This window comes from Roseibium sp. MMSF_3544 (genome assembly GCF_030732845.1).
Taxonomy (GTDB): domain Bacteria; phylum Pseudomonadota; class Alphaproteobacteria; order Rhizobiales; family Stappiaceae; genus Roseibium.
This window is the reverse complement of sequence record NZ_JASHKA010000020.1, coordinates 75,477-99,060: the sequence shown is the minus strand read 5'-3', so window position 1 is coordinate 99,060 and position 23,584 is coordinate 75,477. Positions and strand designations below refer to the sequence as shown.

The 23,584-nt window shown below is 59.0% G+C and carries 25 protein-coding genes; 10 read left to right on the top strand and 15 right to left on the bottom strand.

Features of this window, described 5'->3' with window-relative positions; translation table 11 throughout:
* Positions 1–9: 9 nt before the first annotated feature.
* Genes RBB47_RS23780 through RBB47_RS23770 form a run of 3 tightly spaced genes read right to left on the bottom strand, consistent with a single transcriptional unit; the run spans position 10 to position 3,167 of the window.
* Positions 10–1,260, bottom strand: coding sequence for an FAD-binding oxidoreductase (locus tag RBB47_RS23780; protein ID WP_305988395.1), 1,251 nt, complete (start codon positions 1,258–1,260; stop codon positions 10–12).
* Between the two features lie 18 nt (positions 1,261–1,278).
* Entirely contained in the window at positions 1,279–2,217 is a 939-nt protein-coding gene (locus RBB47_RS23775) for a proline racemase family protein (protein WP_305988394.1), read from the bottom strand.
* The gene (locus RBB47_RS23770; protein ID WP_305988415.1) at positions 2,208–3,167 is read right to left on the bottom strand and encodes a dihydrodipicolinate synthase family protein; all 960 of its coding nucleotides are present in this window, start codon (positions 3,165–3,167) and stop codon (positions 2,208–2,210) included. The genes RBB47_RS23775 and RBB47_RS23770 overlap by 10 nt, the downstream gene beginning before the upstream one ends.
* A gap of 266 nt (positions 3,168–3,433) precedes the next feature.
* Between RBB47_RS23770 and RBB47_RS23765 the strand changes: the two genes are divergently transcribed.
* The 7 genes from RBB47_RS23765 (at position 3,434) to RBB47_RS23735 (ending at position 8,726) form a co-directional block, all read left to right on the top strand.
* Positions 3,434–4,093 carry a GntR family transcriptional regulator gene (locus RBB47_RS23765; RefSeq protein ID WP_305988393.1) on the top strand — a complete coding sequence of 220 codons (660 nt, stop codon included), beginning with the start codon at positions 3,434–3,436 and terminating at the stop codon, positions 4,091–4,093.
* A gap of 230 nt (positions 4,094–4,323) precedes the next feature.
* The gene (locus tag RBB47_RS23760; protein ID WP_305988392.1) at positions 4,324–4,650 is read left to right on the top strand and encodes a helix-turn-helix transcriptional regulator; all 327 of its coding nucleotides are present in this window, start codon (positions 4,324–4,326) and stop codon (positions 4,648–4,650) included.
* Complete coding sequence (locus tag RBB47_RS23755) at positions 4,647–5,105, top strand: SRPBCC domain-containing protein (RefSeq protein ID WP_305988391.1); 459 nt, start codon at positions 4,647–4,649, stop codon at positions 5,103–5,105. The genes RBB47_RS23760 and RBB47_RS23755 overlap by 4 nt, the downstream gene beginning before the upstream one ends.
* The gene (locus RBB47_RS23750) at positions 5,102–5,680 is read left to right on the top strand and encodes a dihydrofolate reductase family protein (protein WP_305988390.1); all 579 of its coding nucleotides are present in this window, start codon (positions 5,102–5,104) and stop codon (positions 5,678–5,680) included. Before RBB47_RS23755 ends, RBB47_RS23750 begins: the two co-directional genes overlap by 4 nt.
* Before the next feature lie 312 nt (positions 5,681–5,992).
* On the top strand, positions 5,993–6,826 hold the full coding sequence (locus tag RBB47_RS23745; RefSeq protein WP_305988389.1) for a hypothetical protein: 834 nt from the start codon (positions 5,993–5,995) through the stop codon (positions 6,824–6,826).
* A gap of 233 nt (positions 6,827–7,059) precedes the next feature.
* Positions 7,060–7,710 carry a maleylacetoacetate isomerase gene (maiA, locus tag RBB47_RS23740; RefSeq protein ID WP_305988388.1) on the top strand — a complete coding sequence of 217 codons (651 nt, stop codon included), beginning with the start codon at positions 7,060–7,062 and terminating at the stop codon, positions 7,708–7,710.
* A gap of 137 nt (positions 7,711–7,847) precedes the next feature.
* Positions 7,848–8,726 (top strand): LysR family transcriptional regulator, encoded by an 879-nt coding sequence (locus tag RBB47_RS23735; protein WP_305988387.1) that lies wholly within the window; start codon positions 7,848–7,850, stop codon positions 8,724–8,726.
* A gap of 101 nt (positions 8,727–8,827) precedes the next feature.
* Here RBB47_RS23735 and RBB47_RS23730 read toward each other — a convergent pair whose 3' ends face one another.
* Together RBB47_RS23730 and RBB47_RS23725 are read right to left on the bottom strand one after the other, a co-directional pair.
* Complete coding sequence (locus tag RBB47_RS23730) at positions 8,828–9,889, bottom strand: Gfo/Idh/MocA family protein (RefSeq protein ID WP_305988386.1); 1,062 nt, start codon at positions 9,887–9,889, stop codon at positions 8,828–8,830.
* A 110-nt stretch (positions 9,890–9,999) separates the two neighbouring features.
* A complete protein-coding gene (locus RBB47_RS23725; protein ID WP_305988385.1) occupies positions 10,000–10,920 on the bottom strand; it encodes a LysR family transcriptional regulator in 921 nt (306 codons plus the stop codon).
* Between the two features lie 132 nt (positions 10,921–11,052).
* Here RBB47_RS23725 and RBB47_RS23720 point away from each other — a divergent pair, with 132 nt between their 5' ends.
* Both RBB47_RS23720 and RBB47_RS23715 read left to right on the top strand, forming a co-directional pair.
* On the top strand, positions 11,053–12,069 hold the full coding sequence (locus RBB47_RS23720) for a Gfo/Idh/MocA family protein (RefSeq protein WP_305988384.1): 1,017 nt from the start codon (positions 11,053–11,055) through the stop codon (positions 12,067–12,069).
* Positions 12,070–12,858 carry a 3-keto-5-aminohexanoate cleavage protein gene (locus RBB47_RS23715; RefSeq protein WP_305988383.1) on the top strand — a complete coding sequence of 263 codons (789 nt, stop codon included), beginning with the start codon at positions 12,070–12,072 and terminating at the stop codon, positions 12,856–12,858.
* On the opposite strand, the gene RBB47_RS23710 is transcribed toward RBB47_RS23715, so the two are convergent.
* Positions 12,855–13,253 (bottom strand): cupin domain-containing protein, encoded by a 399-nt coding sequence (locus RBB47_RS23710; RefSeq protein WP_305988382.1) that lies wholly within the window; start codon positions 13,251–13,253, stop codon positions 12,855–12,857. The two genes, RBB47_RS23715 and RBB47_RS23710, sit on opposite strands and share 4 nt — an antisense overlap.
* Before the next feature lie 44 nt (positions 13,254–13,297).
* Between RBB47_RS23710 and RBB47_RS23705 the strand changes: the two genes are divergently transcribed.
* Positions 13,298–14,362, top strand: coding sequence for an Ldh family oxidoreductase (locus RBB47_RS23705; protein WP_305988381.1), 1,065 nt, complete (start codon positions 13,298–13,300; stop codon positions 14,360–14,362).
* Between the two features lie 63 nt (positions 14,363–14,425).
* Here RBB47_RS23705 and RBB47_RS23700 read toward each other — a convergent pair whose 3' ends face one another.
* The 9 genes from RBB47_RS23700 to RBB47_RS23660 form a co-directional block, all read right to left on the bottom strand.
* Positions 14,426–14,908 carry an OsmC family protein gene (locus RBB47_RS23700; protein WP_305988380.1) on the bottom strand — a complete coding sequence of 161 codons (483 nt, stop codon included), beginning with the start codon at positions 14,906–14,908 and terminating at the stop codon, positions 14,426–14,428.
* Positions 14,909–15,022: 114 nt separating this feature from the next.
* Positions 15,023–15,982 (bottom strand): tripartite tricarboxylate transporter substrate binding protein, encoded by a 960-nt coding sequence (locus RBB47_RS23695; RefSeq protein ID WP_305988379.1) that lies wholly within the window; start codon positions 15,980–15,982, stop codon positions 15,023–15,025.
* 86 nt (positions 15,983–16,068) lie between these two features.
* Positions 16,069–17,550, bottom strand: a complete 1,482-nt coding sequence (locus RBB47_RS23690) for a tripartite tricarboxylate transporter permease (RefSeq protein WP_305988378.1) — start codon at positions 17,548–17,550, stop codon at positions 16,069–16,071.
* Positions 17,547–18,095: a tripartite tricarboxylate transporter TctB family protein gene (locus RBB47_RS23685; protein ID WP_305988377.1), complete on the bottom strand. Its 549-nt coding sequence runs from the start codon at positions 18,093–18,095 to the stop codon at positions 17,547–17,549. Before RBB47_RS23685 ends, RBB47_RS23690 begins: the two co-directional genes overlap by 4 nt.
* Positions 18,096–18,191: 96 nt before the next feature.
* Positions 18,192–19,121, bottom strand: a complete 930-nt coding sequence (locus tag RBB47_RS23680; protein ID WP_305988376.1) for a TRAP transporter substrate-binding protein — start codon at positions 19,119–19,121, stop codon at positions 18,192–18,194.
* An 11-nt stretch (positions 19,122–19,132) separates the two neighbouring features.
* Positions 19,133–20,260, bottom strand: a complete 1,128-nt coding sequence (locus tag RBB47_RS23675; protein WP_305988375.1) for a Gfo/Idh/MocA family protein — start codon at positions 20,258–20,260, stop codon at positions 19,133–19,135.
* Between the two features lie 11 nt (positions 20,261–20,271).
* Complete coding sequence (locus RBB47_RS23670) at positions 20,272–21,789, bottom strand: tripartite tricarboxylate transporter permease (protein WP_305988374.1); 1,518 nt, start codon at positions 21,787–21,789, stop codon at positions 20,272–20,274.
* Positions 21,789–22,355, bottom strand: a complete 567-nt coding sequence (locus tag RBB47_RS23665) for a tripartite tricarboxylate transporter TctB family protein (RefSeq protein ID WP_305988373.1) — start codon at positions 22,353–22,355, stop codon at positions 21,789–21,791. The genes RBB47_RS23670 and RBB47_RS23665 overlap by 1 nt, the downstream gene beginning before the upstream one ends.
* A 74-nt stretch (positions 22,356–22,429) precedes the next feature.
* A complete protein-coding gene (locus RBB47_RS23660) occupies positions 22,430–23,551 on the bottom strand; it encodes a tripartite tricarboxylate transporter substrate binding protein (protein WP_305988372.1) in 1,122 nt (373 codons plus the stop codon).
* Between the last annotated feature and the right edge of the window lie 33 nt (positions 23,552–23,584).

Below are 23,584 nucleotides of genomic sequence, written 5' to 3'. Positions count from 1 at the left end.
AGTGTATCCTTAGAACCTGCGCGCAGAGAACGCGCTCACGTCGATTGGCGGGGTCTTGTTACTGATTAGCGCCGATACAAGCTCGGCGGTTCCAGCCGCCTGGGTAAGCCCGAGGTGACCGTGCCCGAAGGCATAGAACACACGGCGGTCGGTCGGCGATCTGTCGATGACCGGAAGGCTGTCCGGCATGGAAGGACGGAACCCCATCCATTGCTTGCCGTTTTCCGTTTTCAGATCCGGAAGGAAACGCTTGGCTTTGTTAAGCAGCGTTTCTGCGCGCCTGAAGTTCGGCGGAAGCACGAGGCCGCCGAGTTCAACGGCGCCGCCCACCCGGATGCCGTCATTGATGCGCGTGACCACAAATCCATGACCGCCGAAGGTCAGATGCGTTTTCAGATGGAAAGCGCCAGGGTCCAGCGTCGTGTTGTAACCGCGTTCGGTTTCCAGCGGAAACCGGTCTCCGAATGTCCGCGCAATCCTGTCGGACCACGCGCCTGCGCACACAACGACCTGGCGTGATGAGATTTCACCGGAGGACGTGATCAAGGCGACTGCGGTCTCGCCTGGCCGAACGGACCTGACCTCGCTGTTTTCAATCCTCCCGCCGCGCGCCACAAAGATCTCTGAAAGGTGCTTCAACCACTTTGCAGGATCGCAGATATTCATCCAGTCGGGCGTAAAGCCGGCATGGGTGAAACGGGCATCAATGCCTGGCTGGATAGCCGCGATCGCATCCCGTGTTTCCAGTAGTTCAAACGGAATGCCGTGGTCGCGCCGCAAATCCCAGGTGTCGAGACTGGCGCGAAATTCCCGTTCGCCCTCATAGAGCTGCAATTGACCTTCGCGCTGGAACAGATGATCTGCGCCCGTCTCTGCGATTTGCTTTTCAAGCGCATTTCGGGTGATCTCCATCAGGGCTGCCTGCGCGCTCAGGGAGTGACGATACCGGTCCGGCCAGCTGGCACGCCAGAACCGCAACATCCACGGGGCGATTTTGAAGGCATACGCCGGCGGAACCGAAAGCGGACCGAGCGGATCCAGCAGCCACTTCGGCGCCTTACGCATGATGCCGGGCGTTGCCAGAGGCACAATGTCGGTGAAAGCGAAAGCGCCGGCATTCATTTCAGACGCCTTCGCCTTGCCATCGTCCTGGTCCAGCACAAGGACGGACCGATCCTGCGCCTGCAACGCCAAGGCCGTGCTGATGCCGATGATCCCGGCGCCAACCACCACAATGTCGTGGGCGTTGTTGTCCGTCATGGCCGAGACAAACCCTTGCTAACCTTCGCTTCGGATGCCGAGCCGATACGGATCCGCCGGATTGAAAATCAGGGTCGCATCCGACGTCACAAAGGCTTCCCCGGTGATCGTCGGAACGACAGCCCCGTTCTCTCCAAGGTGATAGCTGGCCCGGTATGTGCTGCCGATAACGCTTTCCTGCAGCCACTCCCGACCAGGTTCAAGAAGCCCGTCTTCGGCGAGGCAGGCGAGCTTTGCAGAACATCCTGTGCCACAGGGGGAACGGTCATATGCTCCGCCAGGGCAAAGAACAAAGTTGCGGCTGTTCGCAGACGCGGACCGAGGCGGTCCGAAGAGTTCGATGTGATCGATCCAGGCGCTCCCAGCGCCGGTAATCCCGTTCTCTTCAAGCGCCTCACGGATTTTCAGGGTCAGATCGGTGAGCGGTCTGATATTCGCAGACGTCAGATCAATCGGACTGTCCTTGACCAGGAAGAACCAGTTGCCACCCCATGCAACGTCGCCCGTAAAACTGCCATATCCGCGCACGTCGACAGTGACGTCTTTCAGGTGACGATAGCTTTCGACATTTGTCACGGACACGGTGTTTTCGTCACGGAGGTTGATTTCGACAACGCCAACCGGGGTTTCAAGCCTGTGACGGCCCGGTTCGATCCGGCCCATGTAGGCAAGCGTCACCCCAAGACCGATAGACGCGTGCCCGCACATGCCAAGGTTCTGCAGGTTGTTGAAATAGATCACCGAGGCAACGCAGTCGTCTCGCGAGGGCGGCAACAAGAGCGCGCCGATGATTGCGTCATGCCCGCGCGGCTCCAGCACGACCGAGGTGCAAAAATCCAGATGCTCCGCCTCCAGGCGCGCAGCGCGCTCGGCCAGCGTTCCGGACCCGAGATCCGGTCCGCCATCAACCACGACACGGGTCGGTTCACCGGCCGTATGACTGTCGATCACGCGCATTCAGCGACCACTCCTCCCTGCCTCGACCAATCGGCGTACCATGTCTTGAAGAGACGGTATTGCGCTTCGACATAATTGCGCTGCGCATCCGTCAGGGCATCTGTCTCATTGAAGTGGAGACGATATTCATCCTCGCCGTTCAACACCATCAGGTGCTTGTAATAGAGAACCAGGTCCGGACCTTCATCAAAACTGGACAGGACGCCGAGCGCTACTTCCAGTTCCTGCGCCCTCTGGCGCGCTTCCACGTTGCTTTCAGCCGCCTTTTGACAGAGCCTGACCAGATGCAGAACTTCTTTCGGGAGGGCATTGCCGATCCCGGTGATCGCGCCGGTCGCACCGCAATTGACGTAACCGTGCAGAACAGCGGTGTCGACGCCGACCATGAGCGTGACCTTGTCGTCATGTGACGTGATGTTCTCGGCTGCGTAACGCAGGTCATCCAAACCGCCGAATTCCTTGAAGCCAATCAGGTTCGCAAACTCCTTTCGCAGGTCGAAGAACAGATCTGCGCGCGTTGCAAAACCATAATAGGGGCTGTTGTAGATAACCGCCGGAAGTTTGGGCGCGGCCGACAGGATTGCGCTGAAATGGTGTCGCTGCGCATTGGGTGAGCTGCCCCGGGACAGCACCCGAGGAATGACCATGAGCCCATGAGCGCCGACCCTGGCGGCATGCGTCGCATGGGCGACGGCAGATCTGGTATTGATGGCACCGGTACCGACAACAACCGGCACACCGGCGCCCGCCAACCGGGCGACCCCTTCCATGCGCTCCTCGTCGGTCAGCAACGGCCAATCACCCATGGACCCGCAATAGACAACAGCCGACATGCCGGCCGCGATCAACTCCTGCCCCTTTCTGACGAGCGCATCATGATCCGGTGTGCGGTCAGCCTTGCAAGGCGTCATCAACGCAGGCATGCAGCCGGAAAAGATATTCGTTGTCATCATTCACTCCTTCAGATGCAGGCCTGCCGTGTCTGCACCGCGTCTTGTCGGGGTGCAGGTCCGTCGTCACCAAGATGGGCGCCTTCTCGGCACACGTCATCAAGAAAACGCAGGTGACGCTCTTCGTGGCATCGCCGGGGAAAGTCTTATTGCAGAGATTGATAAACCAATTTGGATCCAATATTCAATATAAAATATTCAAAAGGATTTCAGCTTTCCCGGCCCGGGCGCTTCGCTTAAAAGACGACTTCAAGGAGAAACGGCCCATGAAACTGACTTCGATGGACATATCCGCAACCGCGTCCGCGTCCTCGATCGTTTTCGACGCCCTCAGGAAAGCCATTATCCAGGGCCAGCTGGAAGAAGGTGAACCACTTCGCCAGGACGAAATCGCCCGCCTTTTCAACACCAGCCGCATTCCGGTGCGCGAAGCCATCTCGCGCCTGGAAGAACAGGGGCTGGTCAAGACCCAGCGCTACAAGGGCGCGGTTGTCGCCGGCCTGTCGCCAACCGAAACCAATGAGATCTTCGACTTGAGGGCCCTGGTCGAACCCGAAATCATCAAGAATGCCGTACCTCTGATGACGCGGGAGCTGCTGGTACAGGCGCGTGAAAAATGCGCTGCCTTCTCCGCCTCGAAAAACTCCATGGAATGGGGCGATCTCAACCGGGATTTCCACGAAACGCTTTACAGTGCCAGCGACCTGAAATTCTTCAAGGAAATCGCCCGAAACGCCATCGACCGGGTGGAACGTCAGACCCGCGCGCAGCTGGTCATGTCAAATGGCATGGAACGCGCGGGCCGCGAACATTTCGGCATCATGGATGCCTGCGAAGCCGGGGACGCGGACCTTGCCGCCACACTCACACGCGAACACATCCAGGGTGCGAAGAGATCATTACTCAAGCATCTCGAGGCTGTGTGAAAGCTTTAGAGTACGAGCCTTGGGGTCTGTGCGGCTGAATCGCTGACCCGGTTGGCAACCCGAAGAGTTAAATCCGTTTTCCCGTCATCGGATCGATCCTAGGGATCTTGTCCGGTCCGGTTACACCCCAGAGATTACAGCGCTGCGCAATACATCCTGACCGGGCAATTCATTGACAGAAAGCCTCACGTAAATTATATAGCCATATGGCTATACAATATCAAAATCCCATGGACAGGTTCTTCCATGCGCTCGGCGATGGCACGCGGCGTGAGATGATTTCCATGCTGGCCAGAAATGGCGCGCTGTCAGCAAATGATCTGAGGAAACCGTTCAACGTGGCGCAACCGACGATCTCCAAACATCTGAAGGTGCTTGAAAAAGCCGGATTGGTCCGGCGGGAAATCAGCGGGCGCATGCACAACTTTCATTTGGAAACAGCGCCCCTTGAGGAAGCGGAAAACTGGATTTCCAGACACCGCACCTTCTGGCAAGGCACACTTCAGCAATTGGAGGACTTTGTCGGTGCATCGGACGTCGAGGAGAACGGGGAATGACCCAGTCGTTGATACCACTTGTCGTTCGCCGCACGATCAATGCGTCGCAGGACAGGATCTTCGACGCGTTTTCGAGTGCGGCCTCTATGACAAGCTGGTTTACACCCAACCCCGACATAACCGTCGAGGCGCTGGAATACGATTTCTTCGAGACCGGTTGTTTCAAGCTCAGATACGCCATGCCGGACGGCCGCCACCCGGTTGTCGCAGGCGTCTTTGAGCGCATCGACCGCCCCCGGCTGATCGTCATGACGTGGATTTGGCAGGCTCCGGACCCACTGGAAAACGTGCCGATGAAAGTGACATTCCGGTTTCTGGAGGAGGCAGGCGGCACCGAAGTCGTCATTTTCCATGAGGGCATCCCGACGGACATTGCCTGCACGATACATGCCGATGGCTGGGAGGGAACCCTGACCCAATTCGAAGCCTTCCTCGCAAAGGAGTTCGATCGATGAGAGACCTTGCAATTCTGACCTTCGTCACTCTTGACGGTGTGATGCAGGCGCCCAGCATGCCGGATGAAGACCGCTCGCGCAGCTTCGACCTGGGAGGCTGGGCCGCTCCCTTCTGGGAAGGCGTAATGGAACAGGTTCAGCGGGAAGCCATGGCCATGCCCTACGATATGCTATTCGGCCGCAAGACTTACGATCTCTTCGCCGGGCATTGGCCGGATACCGATGACGATCCGATCGCGGACATGATGACAGCGGCCAGGAAATATGTCGTGACATCGTCCACGTCCGGTCTGACCTGGAACAACTCGCAGGCTGTCTCGGGTGACCTGACACGAGAAATTGCGAAACTGAAGCACGAGGATGGCCCGCTGCTGCAAGTTCATGGAAGCTGGCAGTTGATCCAGTTTCTACTCGCCGAAGGCCTTATTGACGAATTCAGGATCTGGACGTTCCCTGTCGTCCTTGGGTCGGGCAAGCGCCTTTTTGAGAGCGGTGCGCGCCCGTTGAAGCTTAAACTGCAGAAGTCGGAGGCCCTCGCCGACGGCACTGTCATGAGCCTCTTCAAACGCGGCTAGTCCTTCTGCGAAGACAGCCGAGCGACATCCCGCATCGTCCGGCGGCGCGAGCATGGCCGGGGCTTGTCTTAACCTTTCCGTTTCAGACCGCATCACCCGCGGCGGCTGTTACACTTGATACAAAATTGCCCGCCCACAGACACATTGTAACAGGCAATTTGTGTTAGCTTCTTTCCATTGCAGAAATGGCGTTGGAAGAGGGCATTGCGAGCCTCATTAGACAACGCCACTCATAGCCTTTTTTGCAGGCAAAGTGATCCGGACAACTTCGTTAGCGGTTGCCAATACAAATTCGATTCATGGAGACTGAACGTGGCTGAAGCATTTCACCTGCCGTTTGAATACGTGAACCTTTTGACCAAGCCCGGACTGCCGACCAGCGCCGGCCCGGTCGCGCTCAACCAGTACCTGTGCAAGGACCGCGGCAACGGCGGCAACGACAGTGCGCACAGTTTTTACAAGAACTTTCGCTGGATCAAGAATGAGTACGGCGAAAACTTGAACCGGAGTGTTGGGGGTCGCGCGATCGATCTCGCCCTGAAGGGCCAGGGAAACGACAAGGCCTTCATCGAGATCTGGAATTTCATGCTCAAGCACAAGGACCTTCTCGACAAATACAAGGTCGAGGTCTGTGGCCGGGCCAACAAAGATGGCTCAAAGGACGTCGAGCAAAAGGGAAAGATCAAGCAAATCTATTTCGACAAGATGTCTGACCGGGCTGCTCTTCAGGAGATGGTCCAGGATCGCTTTTTTGGCATGGATTGCATTGGTTTTGTTGCGAATTTTCTCATCTGGGTCGGCGAGTGGGACAAGTACTACGGCGTGTCGCCGCGGAAATATCCGCAAAGGGTCTGCAAGATCAACATCGACGAAATCAGTGAAGTCAAACCGCTCGACTTCATGGTCTGGAACGGCCATGTGGCGATCGTCGACTGGGTCTGGGAGCAGATCGATGACAAACGCGCACGCATCGATTTTTGCCAAAGCTCCAGCGGGGGGCCCCAGTGCAATGAATGGGTGACCCTCAGGCAGACCAACGGCAAGGGCATCAACGGCGGACGGGAATTCACCATCGACGGTGGCACACCTGCGCCGCCTGTTCGCGGGCATTTCACAATCTGGCGCCGCCAGGGTTTCTGGTATTGATCAGACACGCCACTTTTGTCACGAGCAAGCCGGCTCTCCTTCAAATAGATGATGGAAAGCCGGACGCCCGAATATGTGATGCCGCATTACTCGAAGGTGCTGGGCGAGGAAGAGTCCGTTGAACTCTGGGTGAGCTCCACACCCATCAAGACACCTGTCTGAGATTGTGCGCCATTGCGCGGAGCCTCCTCCACGGTCTATCACTTGATGGTTCGGATCAACCGGAGGACCTGATGGAGCGGACGGCAATACTTTTCGACTACTGGCGGTCTTCGGCCAGCTATCGGGTGCGGATTGCGCTGAACCTTTTGCAAATTCCGACCGAGCACCGGCCGGTCAATCTTCTGACCGGAGCGCACCGCTCGGAAGCTTACCTTGTAGAGAACCCGCAGGGGATTTTGCCGACGCTCCAGATCGACGGCAAAACGCTCACTCAGTCCCTGGCCATTATCGAATATCTGCATGCAACCACCCCAGGCTCAGGTCTTCTGCCAGACAGTGTCGACGGCCAGTTCAAAGTGCGTCAGCTTTCCGATGCGATTGCCATGGAAATCCACCCCGTCTGCAATCTTGGCGTCGCCCAGCATGTCGTCGAACTCACCGGTGGCGGCGACGAGGTCAAGGCTGAATGGATGCGGCATTTCATTTCCAAGGGTCTGTCTGCATTCGAGATGTTACTGGCGGCAAGCGACGGGCCGTTTTGCCTCGGCAGTCAACCGACCATGGCCGACTGCTGCCTGATACCGCAGCTCTATAATGCCGATCGATGGGGCGTCGACATATCCGGTTTCACCCGAACGCTGGAAGCAAGAGACGCTGCCAACGCGCTGAAAGCCTTCCAGGATGCACATCCCGACGCCATCGGTGCCCCACCAGCGAGCTAACAGACCCCTTGGGTGATCGCCATTTGCAACAGAGTGTTTCGAAATCTCGCCTTGCATTTTCAAGCGCTTGTGCCGAATAAAACCTATTCGGCACAGCTCAGCAGATCTGCCTGCCGGCAACGGAAAAAGGCGTACCCATGAATTTCCGGCAACTGGAAGCCTTCCGCGCCGTGCGCGATACCGGCTCGACCACGCTGGCCGCCGATCGGATCGGTGTCACCCAATCGACCGCCAGCCGCCTCATCCTCCAGCTTGAAGAAGACATCGGTTATCAGCTGTTTGACCGGCAAGGGGCCGGCCTGACCCTGACGCCGGAAGGTTTGGATTTTTCTGAAATCGCCGAACGTATCCTCGCCGAAATTGAGCGTATCAACCTGATGTCGCGCAACATCCGGCAGCTCAGCACGCGCACGGTCCGCATCGCGGCCATGCCCGCAATCGGCACCTGCATGACGCCGAAACCGCTGCGCCGATTTCTCGACGAGAACCCGAATGTTCATCTGAAAGTCGACCTGAAGCCGAGGTCGGAGGTCCAGTCGCTTGTTATCAACGGCAAATGCGATCTTGGCCTTGTGACCCTGCCGCTTTCGGATGACGGACTGCATATCGAGCCGCTCTGTCAGGAGGAAACAGTGTGCGTCCTGCCGCCCGGCCACCGGTTGGAAGACAGGCAGCAGATTACGTTTGAAGATCTGGCTGACGAGCGCCTCATCAGCATCGCCACACACACGATCCTGCGCTACCGGCTCGAGGAAGCACTCAGCAGCGCGGGCGTTCGGCTCAGCTCGGTTTGCGAGACGGATTCAACCGTGCTTGTGGCCAATCTTGTTGCCGCAAATGCCGGTGTCGCAATCATTCACAAGGTGGTGGCGGACATGCTCAAGGACCGGCTGATCATCCGCCCGTTGGCAACGCCGATCCAGCTTTCCTACGGCATCATCCAGCGCCGAGGCAGCCCGCCACGCGTTCTCACCGAACGGCTCGTCGCGTGTTTGAAGGCCGCGTTCCCGGCTTAGGTCCAGGGTACGGACGCAGAAGTGAAGCCGATTTGGCACAGGTCCCGGATCTCCGCTGCGCTGCGTCCGGGACGGCACTGTTTCATCTCGGAAAATGATTGTCAGGCCATGATCGAACTGATGTTGGCGTCGTTCAGCGGCAGGTTGACGGGTTCACCGCGCTCGGCCGACAGATCGGCCGCGATATAGACTTCCATCACCTGCCGGGCCTGATCAGCCGTCACCAGAACAGGTTTATCCCGTGCACAAGCGTCGATGAAGTGATGGGTCTCCGGTGCCATCGGCCCGGCATAGGCGTGGCCGACAAACTCCCCGGGCATGGAGGACATCGGGAACTGGATGCCGTTGTCTTCCGTGTTCAGGACAACGTCCTTATGGCTGTCATCCACCATCAGCGCGCCCTTGGTGCCGACCATTTCAAGCGTGGTGCTGGAATAGTTCGGATAGCCAAGCGGCAGGATCCAGCCGGCACCGATGGTGAAGGCGATGCCGTTGTCCATGGTGACGATGATCCAGGTGCAATCCGGAGCATCAACACCCTTGCCCTTCATGTAGCGGTAGACGTTCTGGGCATAGACCTTCACGGGCTTGGCCGGCTCCAGGCACCAGAGCACGAAATCGAGATCGTGGGTTGCTTCCATGGCGGCCGGAGACAGCTTGGTCCGACCCGAGATCTTGCTGCCGAGGCTACGCGTGATATGCCGGCTCACCAACGCCGAGACCGGTTCGCCCAGGGTCCCGTTCAGGAGGCTCTCCCGGATATAGGCATATTTGTAATTGAAGCGCTGCGAATATCCGATCGTGAACTTGACGCCGTTCTGTTTCGACAGAGCCACCAGTTCGTCGGCCTCCGCAAGCGTGATCGCAATCGGCTTTTCCAGAAAGACGTGCTTGCCGGCGGACAGAGCCGCCCTCGCCATCGGATAATGCGTATCCTCCGGCGTCGCCGAAATGATCACCGATGAGATGTTGCCGTTTTCGATGATCTGCTCATAACTGTCCGTGGCCGTCGCAGGGGCGTAGAGATCCTTCATTTCCTGAAGGCGCTCGCTGCGCGTTTCAGCAATATGAATGGCCGCGACCTGCGGATTGCGCGACGCGGCCTCAATGCGGATGCCGCCGCACCAACCTGCACCGATAACACCCAGCTCGATCTGTTCCATACCCTGGCTCCCTTGACTGCAGAGCCGTAAGGAACGGACTCCTGCTCACTTTCGGGGCATGTTGGTCAAGCTGAAGGCCGGGGTAAAATTCTGAATCCGCGTTGCGTTATTCAAACTCCGCATCGGGCCGCTTCCCGGGTCGCGGCAATGGTCCGGGTGAGTTCGTCCTGCAGGATTTCGCAAAAGGCCTGGGCAGCGTCGTTGAGCGGTTTTGCGGCCGGCTCGATACGGCTGTAGCTGACGGTAAGCTCGGGGCCGACGAGCGGGTGAAGCCGCCGGCGCTGCCCGTCGAGATCGGCCGCACACATGATGCCGGGAAGGATCGTGTGCCAGTCGGAGCGCGCAACCAGATCGATTGTTCCGAACATGGCATCGAGCTCCAGAATATCGTCAACACGGATGTGGTGATTGGCAAAATAGCGGTCGATCCGGCGCCGTCGGGAATTGGCAGGGCTCGGCAAGACGTAACGCAGAGGCGCGTGCTCAATCAGGTTGACCGGCTGAAGATGCGTCGTGCCCGGAGCGCCGACCAGGAACTCATGATCCGTACCCATGGGCTCCGCACGAATGTTCTCATGACCTTCAAAAGCCGGAACGATTGCAAAATCAAGCTCTTCGCGGCCGACCGATTCAATCAGCTGGAACGAATAGGCCTCCACCATCGACAGGCGCACCATCGGATAGGTTTCGGTAAAGCGCAGCATTGCCTCGGACAGAACGCTCCGGGTCAGCGTCGGGATCAGCCCGACGCGAACCTGGCCCGTCATGGTGCCTGACGCCCGCTTCAACGTCTCGTCGGCATCTGCAGCCGAGCGCAGAACGTCGATGGCCTTCTTGTAGAACAAGCGCCCCGTTTCAGTCGGCGTAACGCCGGTCGACTTGCGGATCAGCAACTGGACGCCGTAGCGGTCTTCCAGTTCCCGGACCTGCATGGAAATACCCGATTGCGTCGCGTGGACACGATTGGCGGCCGCAGAAAACGAGCCTTCCTCGTAGACCGCGACAAAGAATCTGAGTTGCTGTAGCTTCATCCCAAGCCATCAATTTTTCTGTTGGCAAATATCATTGATAATGAGTTGCGTTGAAGGCCGCAAGTTCTACTAACTATCGGAGGGAAACGCTGCAAGAATGCAAAAAACCAGACCGGTCAGCAGGGCAAAGCTATGAACATACAGAATAAAACGTTTTGTATCGCGGTCGCCGGGTTTGGTTGGTGGGGGCGTCATATCGTCAACCGCCTGAAGCTCACGGACGGCTTTGCCGTGCCCGCTGTCATCGAACCGAATGAGAGTGTCCATGATCAGATCAGGGATGCCGGGCCGACGCCCTACGCCAGCTTCGAAGACGTCCTCAAGCGCCCCGACGTGGATGCTGTTGTCCTGACCACGCCCAATCCGTTGCACGAGGAACAGGTGCACCAGTGTGCGGCTGCCGGCAAGCACGTCTTTTGCGAAAAACCGCTTGGCCTGACAGGCGAAAGTGCACGCCGTTCGGTGAAAGCCTGCGAGGATGCGGGAGTAACCCTTGGCATCGGCCACGAACGCCGTTTCGAACCGGCTATGGAGGCCCTGAAGGCTGCGATCGACAAAGGCGCTCTCGGCAAGATCATGCATGCGGAAGCCGCCTTCAGCCACGACAAATTGATCAACGTACCTGCGGGCGACTGGCGCACATCCAAGGCCGTCTCTCCCGCTGCGGGCATGACCGCGATGGGTATTCATCTGACAGATCTGCTGATTTCCTTTTTCGGGCCGGTCAAGACCGTGCAGGCCATGACGGCAAACCGGTCGCTCGGCTGGGAAACCGGAGATCTCGTGACCGTCCAGCTCGGCTTCAAGGAAGGTATGACGGCAACGTTGAGTGCCATTTTGCACACGCCGCATTTCATTCGCATGCATGTGTTCGGAACGGACAGGTGGATCGAAGCACGCAACGACACCCATCCCGATACACCCGGTGGCAAGGTGAGCTATGTTGAGTCGATGACCGGAGAGCCGCTGAAGGAAACTGTCTACGAATGGACCGACGCGGTCGTCAAAAACCTGGAAGCCTTCAAGGATGCATGCCTGGGGCGCCAGCCCTACCGGTTTTCCCACCAGGAAATGATCCACAATATTGAAGTTCTTGAAGCAATTGCGCAATCTGCCGAGACCCGCGAAACCATCCACCTGAATGTATAAATGACCGAACTACCCAAAATTCTCGTCGCGCCGAACGGCGCGCGCCGGGACAAGTCCGCCCATCCTGCCCTGCCAATGAGCATTGACGAGCTGGTTGAGACCTGCCTTGCGTGTGCTGCAGTAGGCGCGGGTGGTGTCCACGCCCACGTCCGGGACGACGAAGGCCTGCACAGTCTCGATGCCGGGAGATATGCGGAGGTCATCGAACGCCTCACAGAAGCGCTTCCCGGCTGGTTCGTTCAGATTACCAGCGAAACAGCCGGACGCTTCAGCGCAGCCGACCAGAGAGACCTGATAAGGGCGATGCGACCCAAGTCTGTCTCCGTCGCCGTCAGGGAATTTCTACCCGATACGGAAACGCTCCCGGCTGCCCGGGAAACCTATCACTGGGCCCACGACAACGGCGTCTCGATCCAGCATATCTGCTACGCGCAAGACGAGCTGAAGCGCCTTGTCGGCCTTGTCGAAGAAGGAATTGTTCCAGGGACGTCGCATCAGGTGCAACTGGTTCTTGGCTCCTACGATGGCAGCAAAGTCAGCCGTCCGGAGGATATTGAACCCTTCATCGAGCCGATGATGGACCTTGCCGGGCGTCATTCGTTCGACTGGATGCTGTGCGCCTTCGGCCGCGAGGAAACCGACTGCCTCCTGAGAGCTCTCGAACTTGGCGGCAAGGCCCGCATCGGGTTCGAGAACTCGCTCTGGAACAAAGATGGCACGCTTGCGAAGAACAACGCTGAACGTGTCGCTGAGCTCGCTGGCTTAGCCGGCAAAGCAGGTTTGATTTAGACTTGGTCGCCCGACGAAAGATGCGCCACGGTTTCTCCGGTTTCGACAAAGGTGCGCGTCACGTCGCGCGCGCCATAGATCCACATAATGACAAGGCGGCCTTCGCCGGTGTTCTTGAAATAGTGTGGGGACTCGGCTTCAGCGAAAGCCGTGTCACCTTCCACCAGATTGTGAATGACGCCTCCGATACTGGCTTCAGCCTCGCCTTCCAGGATCGTGACCTGTTCATCGCAGTTGTGGTAGTGCATCGGGGCACTGCAGCCGGGAGGAAACACAGTCGTTCCGGTGGTGAACGGTGCGCTGTCACTGACCGATTTGCCGATCAGGAGCCGGGTCTCGACACCGTCTCCGCGCTGGAAGGGCTTGATATCCTTGTAGGTGATCACGGTGGACACGACTTCATCCTTTTTTGGAACGGAAACAATGGTGGAACAGGTGGATGTCTGAGACACGCGTAACTGGAGCAGCGCTTGAGAGCTTTATTTCCGGCATCCTTGAGGCAAATGGCCTTACCGTCCAAGATGCGGGCATCGTTGCAGGTCTGATGACGACGGCCGATCTTATCGGCCAGGACGGTCACGGCGTTTTTCGGCTTGCGCAATATGTGAAGCGCATCCGGGCAGGGGGCATCAATCCATCGCCGGCCTTTTCGCTTGCAGAAGACTATCCGGCCAGCGCGGTTGTCGACGGCGACAATGCCATGGGTCACCTGGTGATGAACCATGCCGCCGATCTTGCGGTCGACAAGGCGCGGCAGACCGGCGTTGCCTGGGTCGGATCGCGGAATTCGAACCACGCAGGACCCGCCTCCCTTTATGCGATGAAGGCGCTTCCCGAAGACATGATCGGGCTCTATGTGGCGGTCGGCAGTGCCAACCACATGCCGCCCTGGGGTGGAACGGACATGCTGCTTTCCACCAACCCGATCGCCGTCGCGATCCCGGCAGCGAAGCGTCCGCCGATCATTCTCGACATGGCCACCACTGTTGCCGCCTACGGCAAGGTTAAGACAGCCGCACAACGGGGCGAGATGATGCCCGAGGGCTGGATGATCGATCGCGAAGGCAAACCCCTTCTCGATCCGAAGAGATCCGCCGAGGGTTTTCTGCTGCCCATTGGCGGGCCAAAGGGGTACGGGCTTTCGCTGGTATTCGGTATTTTGGCAGGCGTTCTCAACGGTGCCGCCTTTGGCCGCAACGTGGTTGATTTCAACGCGGATTCGGTAACGCAAACCAATACCGGTCAATTCATCCTCATGCTCAATATCGCCGCCTTCATGGACCCTGCCGCCTTCAAGACCTCGATTGACGCGGTCTGGGACGAGATGAAATCGTCGGAGCGTCTTCCCGGCGTTGACGACATCCGGCTGCCCGGCGAACGGCTCGAGGCAACGCGCCGAGAACGCAGTGCCAAAGGCATCCCAATTCCTCCGGCACTTCTTGCCGTGCTTGACGGTCTGGCCGACGAGACTGGAGTTCCAAAGGTCGACCGCAAAGCAGGATAATGCCGATTTGGATGCCAGACCGGCCCGGTGCTTTGCCGGACCGGCCTGTTCAGCCGAAACCGGTCAGGCGGCCTCTGCCCCCCAGCTTCGACCGTTTATCGTCCATGCCTCGGTCACCCGGCTGCCCGACATCTGCAGCATCTTCGAAACCGCACAATGATGACGCAGCTTTTCAACGACGGCGGCGATGCCCTCATCGGTCCCGTTCATTTGTGCCGTGATCGAGATTTTCACGTCCGGAAACGGCACGTCGATCGGCTCGACAAGGCGTGTGCCGCGGCTGTCCATCGTGGTGACGACGTCGATATCCATCTCGGTGATGTCGACATCATTTGCCCTGGCGAGCTTGTTTGAAATGACGTGCGTACAGCCAACCAGACCGGCAATCATGGTCTCGACCGGCATGGGTCCGAGATTGGTGCCGCCGCGTTCGATCGGCTCGTCGATTACCATTTCGACGTCGCGAGCACGAACGACAGATTTGGTCCCTGTTTCCTGATGTCCGCTGACCCGGAAGGTCCAGATCTGTTTTTCCTTAATTCTCATGCCGGATCCCTTTCCGCGCGAGACAAACCAATCCCTTTGCCCCCGCCGGACAGGGGGTCATGGATGCGTTCCAGTGGTCTTGACCGGCCGGCACGATGCCGGCCGGTGCTCACCTTACTGCGTGATCGAAGCGACCAGGTCCTTGTAGGCCTCAGCCTGTTCTTCGCGCATTTTCTGGTAGTCGGCGCCGGACATGTAATCGACGTTCTCGCCAAGGCGGGACATCATGCGATTGTAGGTCTTGTCCTCCAGAAGAGACGCGAAAGAGGCTTCCAGCTTTTCCAGAACTTCCGGCGGCGTTCCAGCCGGAGCCAGCACGACGCGGTGCATGAAGCCGACATCGCCTTCAACACCAACTTCGCCGAATGTCGGAACGTCAGGATAGATCCGCTCTGCACCGGCGGTTGCCAGAACCCGAACGTCACCTGACGCCAGCAGGGAAGAAAGCGTCGACGGGAAGCCCATGGTCAGGTCCGCGTCACCGGACAAAAGCGCCTGCATAGCCGGGCCGCCACCCTGATAGGGAACCATGTTGAAATAAGCGTCACGCGCTTTCATGATCTGCGCAGCGGGAACGAACAGCGCGCCCCAGTTGCCGGAATGGGCCATGCGGATTTCACCCGGCTTTTCTTTTGCTGCCGTGATCAGTTCCTCGAAGGTCTGATAGGGGCTGTCAGCCCTGACAACGACGGCGATCGGCGCATAGTTGATGCGGGCGACCGGAACGAAGTCTTCCATCGGATTGTAGGGCAGGTTCTCAACGTGCTGCTGCAGCATGTCGATGTAGTTGTGGCTGAACAGGAGCGTATAGCCGTCCGAATTGGAATTGGCGACTTCCTGGGTTCCCTTCTGGCCGCCAGCACCGGGCGTCAAGCGAACGATCATCGCCTGGTTCAGGAACGACGGGATCGTCGAGGTGATGACACGGGCATTAAGGTCATGCGACCCGCCGGCACCGAGCGGAATGACCATCGTCACCGGCTTTTCCGGATATTCTGCCAGAGCCGGCGAGACTGCGCCCGCAAGGGTCGCTGCGGCCGCAAAAACCGCGCCTTTCCATAGCTTCTTGAACATTACTTCCTCCTCCGTATGCATCGATTGAAGGTGTTGGAGAGCCAGCGGACGATGCAGACGCGGCCTCCTTGTTCCTCAATGGGTAGCTAGCCCGTGGCCATCCTCTTCATCCTCCTCCAAAGGATGAAGGCAATGACCGGAATGAGGATCAGAACGAAAAGCATTCCCTGCCGCTCGGTGAACAGGAAGGCGAACGGAGCATTGTTCGCCATCGCGACCGTCTGGCCGAAGGCGTATTCCATCGGCGGCCCCAGAATGAAGCCCATCACCATCGGCATGACATCAAACCGCGCTGCCCGTGCGATCAGGCCGAAGGCGCCGAAGCCGACCAGCATCAGGAGATCGATGGAATCGGAACGGAACACGAAGGCGCCGGCAAAGGCGAACATGATCACGACCGGCACAAGGATCGAGTTTTTCAGGGTCACCAGGCGCGCGAAAAACGGCACCGACAGGTAGCCGATGACCAGGAACAAGAGGTTCGCCAGAACCATGGCGATCAGGATCGCAAACACCGTCGCGCCCTGTTCCTCGAAGAGTTGCGGTCCGGGACGCAGGCCCTGTGCAACAAAGGCGCCGAGCAGGATCGCGGTCACGTTGTCGCCCGGAATTCCGAGTGTCAGCAGCGGCACAAGCGTCGGGCCGTTGACGGCGTTGTTCGCCGACTCCGCCGCAGCAACCCCCTCGATCTCACCCTTGCCGAAATTCTCAGGTGTCTTTGACGCGTTCTTGGCCGCCGTGTAGCCCATCATGGCGGCAACAACCTGCCCGAGACCCGGAATGATGCCGATGCTCGTTCCAATGACACAGGAGCGGCACAGGGTGCGGAAGATCCGTTTGAATTCAGACCATTTCAGGCGGTCGCCCACAACAGCGGCAAGCGCCTGCCCCTGCGTCGAGCGCATCACCACATTGACGATCTCTGGGATGGCGAAAACGCCGATCAGCATCGGAAGGAGCGGAATCCCCGATTTCAGATCGAACAGGCCGAAGGTAAAGCGTTCAACGCCGCCGAGCGGGTCGGTGCCGATGAAGGAAAGCCAGATGCCAAGCAGCATCATGATCAGGCTTTTCAGAACGTTTCCGCCGGTTGTCACCGCGATGATCACCAGCGACATGAGCAGTACCGCGAAGATCTCCGGTGGGCCGAACTGCATGACGAGCAACGCGATCGGAAAGATCATCACAAGCGTGAAAATGTCGGAGAACGTGTCGCCGAAGGCCGAAGAGACCAGCGCAGTATCGAGCGCCTTGCGCGACTGGCCCTTCTTGGTGAGCTGGTAGCCGTCGAGGGTCGTTGCGACCGCCGCACCAGTTCCCGGCATCGATACCAGGATCGCCGGTACGCTACCGCCGAACATGCCGCCCTTATAGATGCCCAGCAGGAACGGGATGCCCACCAGCGGATCGAGGAAGAAGGAGATCGGCAGGAGAATGGCCATCGCCATCAGGGTGGTAAACCCGGGCAGCGCACCAACCAGCATGCCGCCAAACAGACCAAGGCAAATGAACACAATCGTGTCCAGCCGGAAGGCCATTTCAAACCCTTGAGCGAACTGCTCGATCATTGGGCTGCTCCCCCGTTGCCGCCGCTTTCACCAAGGATGTAGGCGTAGAAAAACTCGATCGGCGACAGTTCGGGCAACGCGACCGCAAGCAGGCGGGTGGCGCCGAGATAGAGCACGACCGGAGGGAGGAACGAAACGAGCGCGATCTGCCAGGGGCTGCGATTGCCGACAAGAATCGTGATCATGGCGAGGGTCAGGACGCTTGAGATCAAAAATCCAAGCGGTGCCATGGTGAGCGCATAAAACAGCATGATCGCGAAAAGCAGCAGGCCCCGGATGCTGCTTTGTTCGGCATAGACAGGTTCGGACCAGAAGCCTTCGGGCCGCACCTTGCAACGATACAGAAACAGAAGGTTGAGAAGGACCAGCCCAGTCAGGACGAGGTAAGGAAACAAGGTCGGCGAGATGGCCGTGAGCGACCGGCCGAAGAGTACCTTCGGTGGTGCCACCAGAGCCGACATAAAGACGATCGACAGGGCCGACGCCACTCCCAGGACTGCCGAGACAATCACTTCCGGGTCGATACGTCTGTTAACAGGATTCATCTGTGCTTTTTCCTTCCATAAGCACCAGACTAACGACCCGCCAAATTGATCCGAAATGCTAACTTTGAGTAGACGAATGCAGAACACGAATAGTGCTCATGCTGCATCTAACTCCTTGTCAAACAACGAGATTAGCTCGGCATCAAAGGCCCTGCGGGTCGTATCGACTTCCCCTCTGCAGGTGGAGGCAAACCTGGCACGCTCCTCTTCGCTCAGGTCGATGATTTCAACGCCCTCTGCTTCCAGCGCGTCGCGGCAGATCTGATCGTCTTCCTCGGCAAATCGGCGCTGTGCCAGAGTTGCTTCGGCAACGGCTTTTTCCACCGCAAGGCGGATGTCATCCGGCCAGCTTTCCACCGTTTTGGTCCGGAAAAGGACCAGAGCGACACCCAGCAGGTGGCGTGACAGCGTGATGCTGCGGTGGGTCTTGTGCAGACCGAAATTGTAGATGTTTGTCAGCGGATTTTCCTGCGCGTCGACTGTGCCGTCTTCTACTGCCGCCGGCAGGTCGCGGACGTCGATGGCCTTTGGATCGAAACCGAGCGCGCGAAAGACCCGCTGATGATCCTTGTTGGCAAGCGTTCTAAGCTTGAGACCGGTGCAGTCACCGGGTACCCGGATCGGTGCCCGGCTCGAAATGTGGCGCAAACCGTTGTCCCAGTACCCAAGCACTGTGTAACCGGTCGCCTCCGAGACCTTTGTCTTCAGCCGCTCGCCAAGCGCCCCATCGAGCACCGCATAGGCCCTGCGGCGGTCAGGAACGACGAAATGCTGATCGAACAATCCGAGCTCGGGCACGCGTTTTGCCAGATAACTCGAAGAGAAGTAGCAACCGTCGAGCGTTCCTTCTTCGGTCATAGACAAAAGATCCGCGGCCTTGTGGCCGCGGATGACTATGTTTTCGTCGAAGTCGATGGATGCAGCGCCACCACTTGTGCGTTTGAGCGCTTCGACAAGCGCTCTTCCGCCTCTTGTATGGACGGATTTGTCACCCTGGTACCCGCCGAACCTGATCGTGATGGTCATGGTCTTTCTCCTCAGGCGAGTTCCGCCATCAATTCGGCCGGGTCCGGTGGCAACGCCACTGCTTCGCCTCGCTTGGCGGAAAGATCCATTGCCATGGTCAGCAGCAGGTTGCGGTGACCGTCCTGTGCGGTTGCGTGCGGCGTGTCGAGGCCGGCGTAAAGCCGCTGGTACCAGGCGTTGGTCTCCTCACGCATCGGTCCCCACAGCTGGCCGAGATGCAGGTCGCCCGGCGGGTAGCTGGTCAAGAAGTCAACGTGCCGGTCCGGCGCCTTGTAGCCTTCCGGCGCATATCCGGCGCCCTGCGCGACATTGGTTGCCATGACCAGGTCGCGGTGCGTGTCCTCGATATCGATGACACCTTCCGACCCGACGATACCGATCTCGATGCCGTAAACGGCACCCGGCCAGACTTCCGGCAACGCCCAGGAGATGTTCATGGAAAAGATCGTGCCGTCATCCATGGTAAAGATGCCGAACGTGGAATCTTTCGTGCCCCAGGCGCCAAGGACCTTGTCCGTCGAGCGGGCGTAGACGCTGACCGGTTTCTTGCCTTCCAGAAGCCACAGCGACATGTCGAGGCTGTGTGTGCCGGAGACGACCATCGGCGTGAGGGTGGCGCGTTCCTGCGTCCGCTGCACGGTCGCGATCGGCACCATGCGGTTCATGAACGCGCGCGTGACGACCGAATGAACATCGCCGATCTGTCCGGTGATCAGGCGCTCCTTGATTGCCAGGAAGCGGCGGCGGAAACGCTGCGTGTAGCCGATGACGGCATCGACACCGGCTTCTTCGATCGCCGCCAGGATCTGCGCGGACTGGCGGGCATCGGTTGCCAGCGGTTTTTCGATGAAGAGATCATGCCCATGCTGGATGGCCAGCATGGTCGGTTCGAAATGAAAGTTCTCATCCGTCGCAATGATCGTTGCGGTGATTTCCGGCCGGACAAGCAATTCTCTGAAATCTGTCGTGAAAAAGTCCGCCTGGACATCGTCGGCAAGCTTCTGGCCGATATCCGACTTGATGTCGCAAAGGCCGATCCAGCCGACACCGGGATAGGCGCGTGCAATTTCGGCCCGGATGCGGCCGATCGTGCCGCAGCCGACAATGGCAAGACCGATTTCCTTATTCTTCGTTGGCACCAAATAACTCCTTAGTTTGGTGGGGACGTGAGTGTCGGTTCCGCGTCATCCGATCCCTTGCGCAGCGACATGAGGGCGCGCAGGACACCTTCGATGATGACAAAGAACACAGCGATCATCAGGACCGTGCCGATCCACTGGGACAGGATGAAACCGATGGACTTGTCCTCAAAAACCAGCAGCGAACGGCGCAGATTTTCGTCGGCAAGCGGTGCCAGGATCACCCCGAGCACGACCGGCGCTGTTGGAAACCGCATCATCGTGAAGACCCAGCCGAAGACGCCGGCAGCAAACATGATCCAGACATCGGCCATGGTCAGCTTGACCGCAAAGGCACCGATCACGCAGACCGGCAGGATCATCGGCATCAGAATGCCGCGCGGCAGGCTGAACAGTTTCACGCACGGCCCGATCAGGGCGAAGGCGGCGACGTACATCATCAGGTTCGCGACGATGAGGCAGGCATAAATGAAATAGATCAGACCCGGATGATCGATCTCGATGGTCGGACCGACCACGACATTCTTCAGCGTCAGAGCCGCAAGAAGGGCCGCCGCCGCTGCATTGCCCGGGATACCAAGCGCAAGTGTCGGAAGCATCGACCCGCCGATATTGGCATTGTTGGCTGTTTCCGCGCAGACAATGGCCTGGTAGCTGCCCTTGCCCCATTTCGCCTTTTCCTCGGGACGGGCCCACCGGCGGCCGATATCATAGGCAAGGAAGGACGCCACGTTTGCGCCGGCCCCCGGGATTGCGCCGATAAAGGCACCTATGGAGCCGGAGCGAAGCGCGCTCGGAATGTACTTGGCCAGTTTTCCGAGCGGCGGAATGATCCGCCCGACATCGGAGGGGATGGTCGGCATGTCCTTGGCCGGCAAAGTGCGCAGGATCTCCGAGAGACCGAACAGACCAATCAGCACGGCGACATAGGATATGCCGTCGTAAAGGGCGAAGGACCCGAAGGTGAAACGCGGAACCGCGTGGATCGCATCCAGCCCGACAAAGGCGATCAGCATACCGATCCAGCCCGCGATCCAGCCTTTGAGCGGCACCGAACCGGCGGCCATCGACCCGGCCACCATGATGCCGATAATCGCCAGCCAGAACATCTCCCAGGATTTGAAATTGAGCGCGAATGCCAGGATGAGCGGGATCAGCATGATCAAAAGCGCGATTCCGACCATGCCGCCGACAAAGGAAGCGGCAATCGACATGCCAAGCGCCTGGCCGCCCTCACCTCTTTGGGCAAGCTGGTGCCCCTCGATCATTGTCGGTACGGCGTCAGGCGTTCCGGGAATATTGATCAGAACGGCGGAAATGGCGCCGCCGAAGACACTGCCTGTGTAAACCCCGAGCATGAAGCTGATGGCGACTTCCTGCGACATGCCGGCGGACAGGCCGATCAGCAGGCCCATGGCCATGGTCGTCGACAGACCGGGAAGGGCGCCCCAGATGATGCCGAGGCACACGCCGCAAAGCGACATGAACAACAGGCCCGGCTGCATGGCCGCAAGTAGCGCGTCAATCATCAGAAGGACCCCGGCAGCGGAATATTGAAGACATGCTGGAAAACCGCGCTCAGGAGCAGGGTCCAGAGAACGGAGACCGCACAGATGATCCAGAGCGGCCCGTTCCAGGACATGCGCATGATGACCGCAAGTGCGAGAATGGTGACGGGTTCGAACGCAGTCACCGAATGCCGGATATCGCCGATGACAACGTCATGACGAAAGGCGAGAAACTGAAGGCCTGCGATATAGACGGCGATCGCGGCTGCAAGGATGAGGGACTTTACATCCGTTGAGATGTCCCGGCCTTCGAGGATGGGGACCCTGACCCCCTGGCGCCAGCGGCCGACCGCGGATGCGCCCAGGCCAAGCGCCATCACCATTAGGCTGGCAGCTACGATAAAGGGCAGCAATCCGGGGGCTGTGAGCAGATCGTCGGGCACGGGCAGCGCCATGCTGCCGATCATGACGGCAACCGAGAGCAGGATCAGCAAGATTGCCGCGATCATGTCGAGACCCGGCGAGGCGTAGCCGGTGCCGGCTTCTTCGCCCTCGAATTTCACGTCAGGCTGGGTGTGGTCGCTCACTGGCGTCCCCTCGATTCATTTTTTTGATTGGTCAGTGCTTGGCCCCGGCTGATGCAGCCGGGGCCGGACTTTGCTTACGCGCCGGATTTGATCGGCGGCGGCGTGTAGCCTTCAGGCGGCCACCAGGCGTCGAAGTCTTCGGGTTTCGGCAAGCCAAGTTCCTCGGCCGTCTTCACGTCGGCACCGATCTGGTCCTTGAACTTGTTGAAGATTTCAACGGTGACTGCTTCCATCAACGCGCCTTCACGGTCCGCTTCCTCACCGATCTTGACATCGGGCTGGAAGAACTTGGACTTCAGGAGCTCCTGGAAACCGTCGGAATTGACCGCAGCGACAAAGCCGTCCGCGAGTGCCTGCATGGCTTCGGGCGGAATGTCGCGCTTGACCATGAAGTTGTAGGTCGCACCGACCGGCAACAACGCTCTCGATTCGGGAATGATCGAAGCGATCGACGGCAGCACCGTGCCATCGTCAAGGGTGATGTCCTCGATGCTCGTATGGGTGAGGTTGCGCAGCTTGCCGGCCCGGATCAGGTCGATATGCTCATGCAGACCACCACCGGCGATATCGGTCTCGCCCTGAAGGCCTGCCAGTGTTGCCGGCTTGCCGCCCTTGTAGGGAACGTACTTCAGCTCGATGCCGGCCATGTTTGCAATGATCATGGCAAGTTCGTGCCAGACACCGCCCGTTCCGGACGTGGAGATGGTGACGCTGCCCGGGTTGGCCTTGGCCGCCTCGATCACGTCATTCAACGTCTGATACGGGCTGTCGGCCGCGACCGACCAGGACGCCAGCGCGTTTGCCGCCTTGAACGGAACCCAGTCCTCCCAGGGCGTAAAGTCCGCATGGCCGAGAACCCGGACAAAACGGTTGTAGTTCGCGCCGCCAAGCACGGTGTATCCGTCGGAGCGCTGTCCGCCGACAAACTGTGTGGCGATGCCGCCCACGGCGCCCGGCTTGTTGATGACATTGACGTTCCAGCCCTGGGCGTCTGCCATCTCCTGCGCGATCTTGCGCATGATGGTGTCCGTGCCGCCACCGGCGGAATACATCACGACCAGGGTAATCGGACGTTCCGGGAACCCGGCTGCCAGAGCCGTTCCGGGAATGGTAATTTGAAGCCCCGCCATACCGGCTGCAGCGCCGGCACCAGCGAGGAACGTTCTGCGGTTTGCACCACTCTTCTTCTCAGTCACGTTTCTTCCTCCTCCTGCTTCGGACCGTCTCCT

Excerpts from the sequence above, each read along its gene's own strand:
- RBB47_RS23765 (WP_305988393.1), top strand. The coding sequence starts at position 3,434 with ATGAAACTGACTTCGATGGACATATCCGCAACCGCGTCCGCGTCCTCG.
- RBB47_RS23685 (WP_305988377.1), bottom strand. The coding sequence starts at position 18,095 with ATGAATCCTGTTAACAGACGTATCGACCCGGAAGTGATTGTCTCGGCA.
- RBB47_RS23735 (WP_305988387.1), top strand. The coding sequence starts at position 7,848 with ATGAATTTCCGGCAACTGGAAGCCTTCCGCGCCGTGCGCGATACCGGC.
- RBB47_RS23770 (WP_305988415.1), bottom strand. The coding sequence starts at position 3,167 with ATGACAACGAATATCTTTTCCGGCTGCATGCCTGCGTTGATGACGCCT.
- RBB47_RS23755 (WP_305988391.1), top strand. The coding sequence starts at position 4,647 with ATGACCCAGTCGTTGATACCACTTGTCGTTCGCCGCACGATCAATGCG.
- RBB47_RS23705 (WP_305988381.1), top strand. The coding sequence starts at position 13,298 with ATGTCTGAGACACGCGTAACTGGAGCAGCGCTTGAGAGCTTTATTTCC.
- RBB47_RS23680 (WP_305988376.1), bottom strand. The coding sequence starts at position 19,121 with ATGACCATCACGATCAGGTTCGGCGGGTACCAGGGTGACAAATCCGTC.
- RBB47_RS23700 (WP_305988380.1), bottom strand. The coding sequence starts at position 14,908 with ATGAGAATTAAGGAAAAACAGATCTGGACCTTCCGGGTCAGCGGACAT.
- RBB47_RS23775 (WP_305988394.1), bottom strand. The coding sequence starts at position 2,217 with ATGCGCGTGATCGACAGTCATACGGCCGGTGAACCGACCCGTGTCGTG.
- RBB47_RS23690 (WP_305988378.1), bottom strand. The coding sequence starts at position 17,550 with ATGATCGAGCAGTTCGCTCAAGGGTTTGAAATGGCCTTCCGGCTGGAC.
- RBB47_RS23725 (WP_305988385.1), bottom strand. The coding sequence starts at position 10,920 with ATGAAGCTACAGCAACTCAGATTCTTTGTCGCGGTCTACGAGGAAGGC.
- RBB47_RS23670 (WP_305988374.1), bottom strand. The coding sequence starts at position 21,789 with ATGATTGACGCGCTACTTGCGGCCATGCAGCCGGGCCTGTTGTTCATG.
- RBB47_RS23750 (WP_305988390.1), top strand. The coding sequence starts at position 5,102 with ATGAGAGACCTTGCAATTCTGACCTTCGTCACTCTTGACGGTGTGATG.
- RBB47_RS23695 (WP_305988379.1), bottom strand. The coding sequence starts at position 15,982 with ATGTTCAAGAAGCTATGGAAAGGCGCGGTTTTTGCGGCCGCAGCGACC.
- RBB47_RS23780 (WP_305988395.1), bottom strand. The coding sequence starts at position 1,260 with ATGACGGACAACAACGCCCACGACATTGTGGTGGTTGGCGCCGGGATC.
- RBB47_RS23720 (WP_305988384.1), top strand. The coding sequence starts at position 11,053 with ATGAACATACAGAATAAAACGTTTTGTATCGCGGTCGCCGGGTTTGGT.
- RBB47_RS23730 (WP_305988386.1), bottom strand. The coding sequence starts at position 9,889 with ATGGAACAGATCGAGCTGGGTGTTATCGGTGCAGGTTGGTGCGGCGGC.
- RBB47_RS23715 (WP_305988383.1), top strand. The coding sequence starts at position 12,070 with ATGACCGAACTACCCAAAATTCTCGTCGCGCCGAACGGCGCGCGCCGG.
- RBB47_RS23760 (WP_305988392.1), top strand. The coding sequence starts at position 4,324 with ATGGACAGGTTCTTCCATGCGCTCGGCGATGGCACGCGGCGTGAGATG.
- maiA (WP_305988388.1), top strand. The coding sequence starts at position 7,060 with ATGGAGCGGACGGCAATACTTTTCGACTACTGGCGGTCTTCGGCCAGC.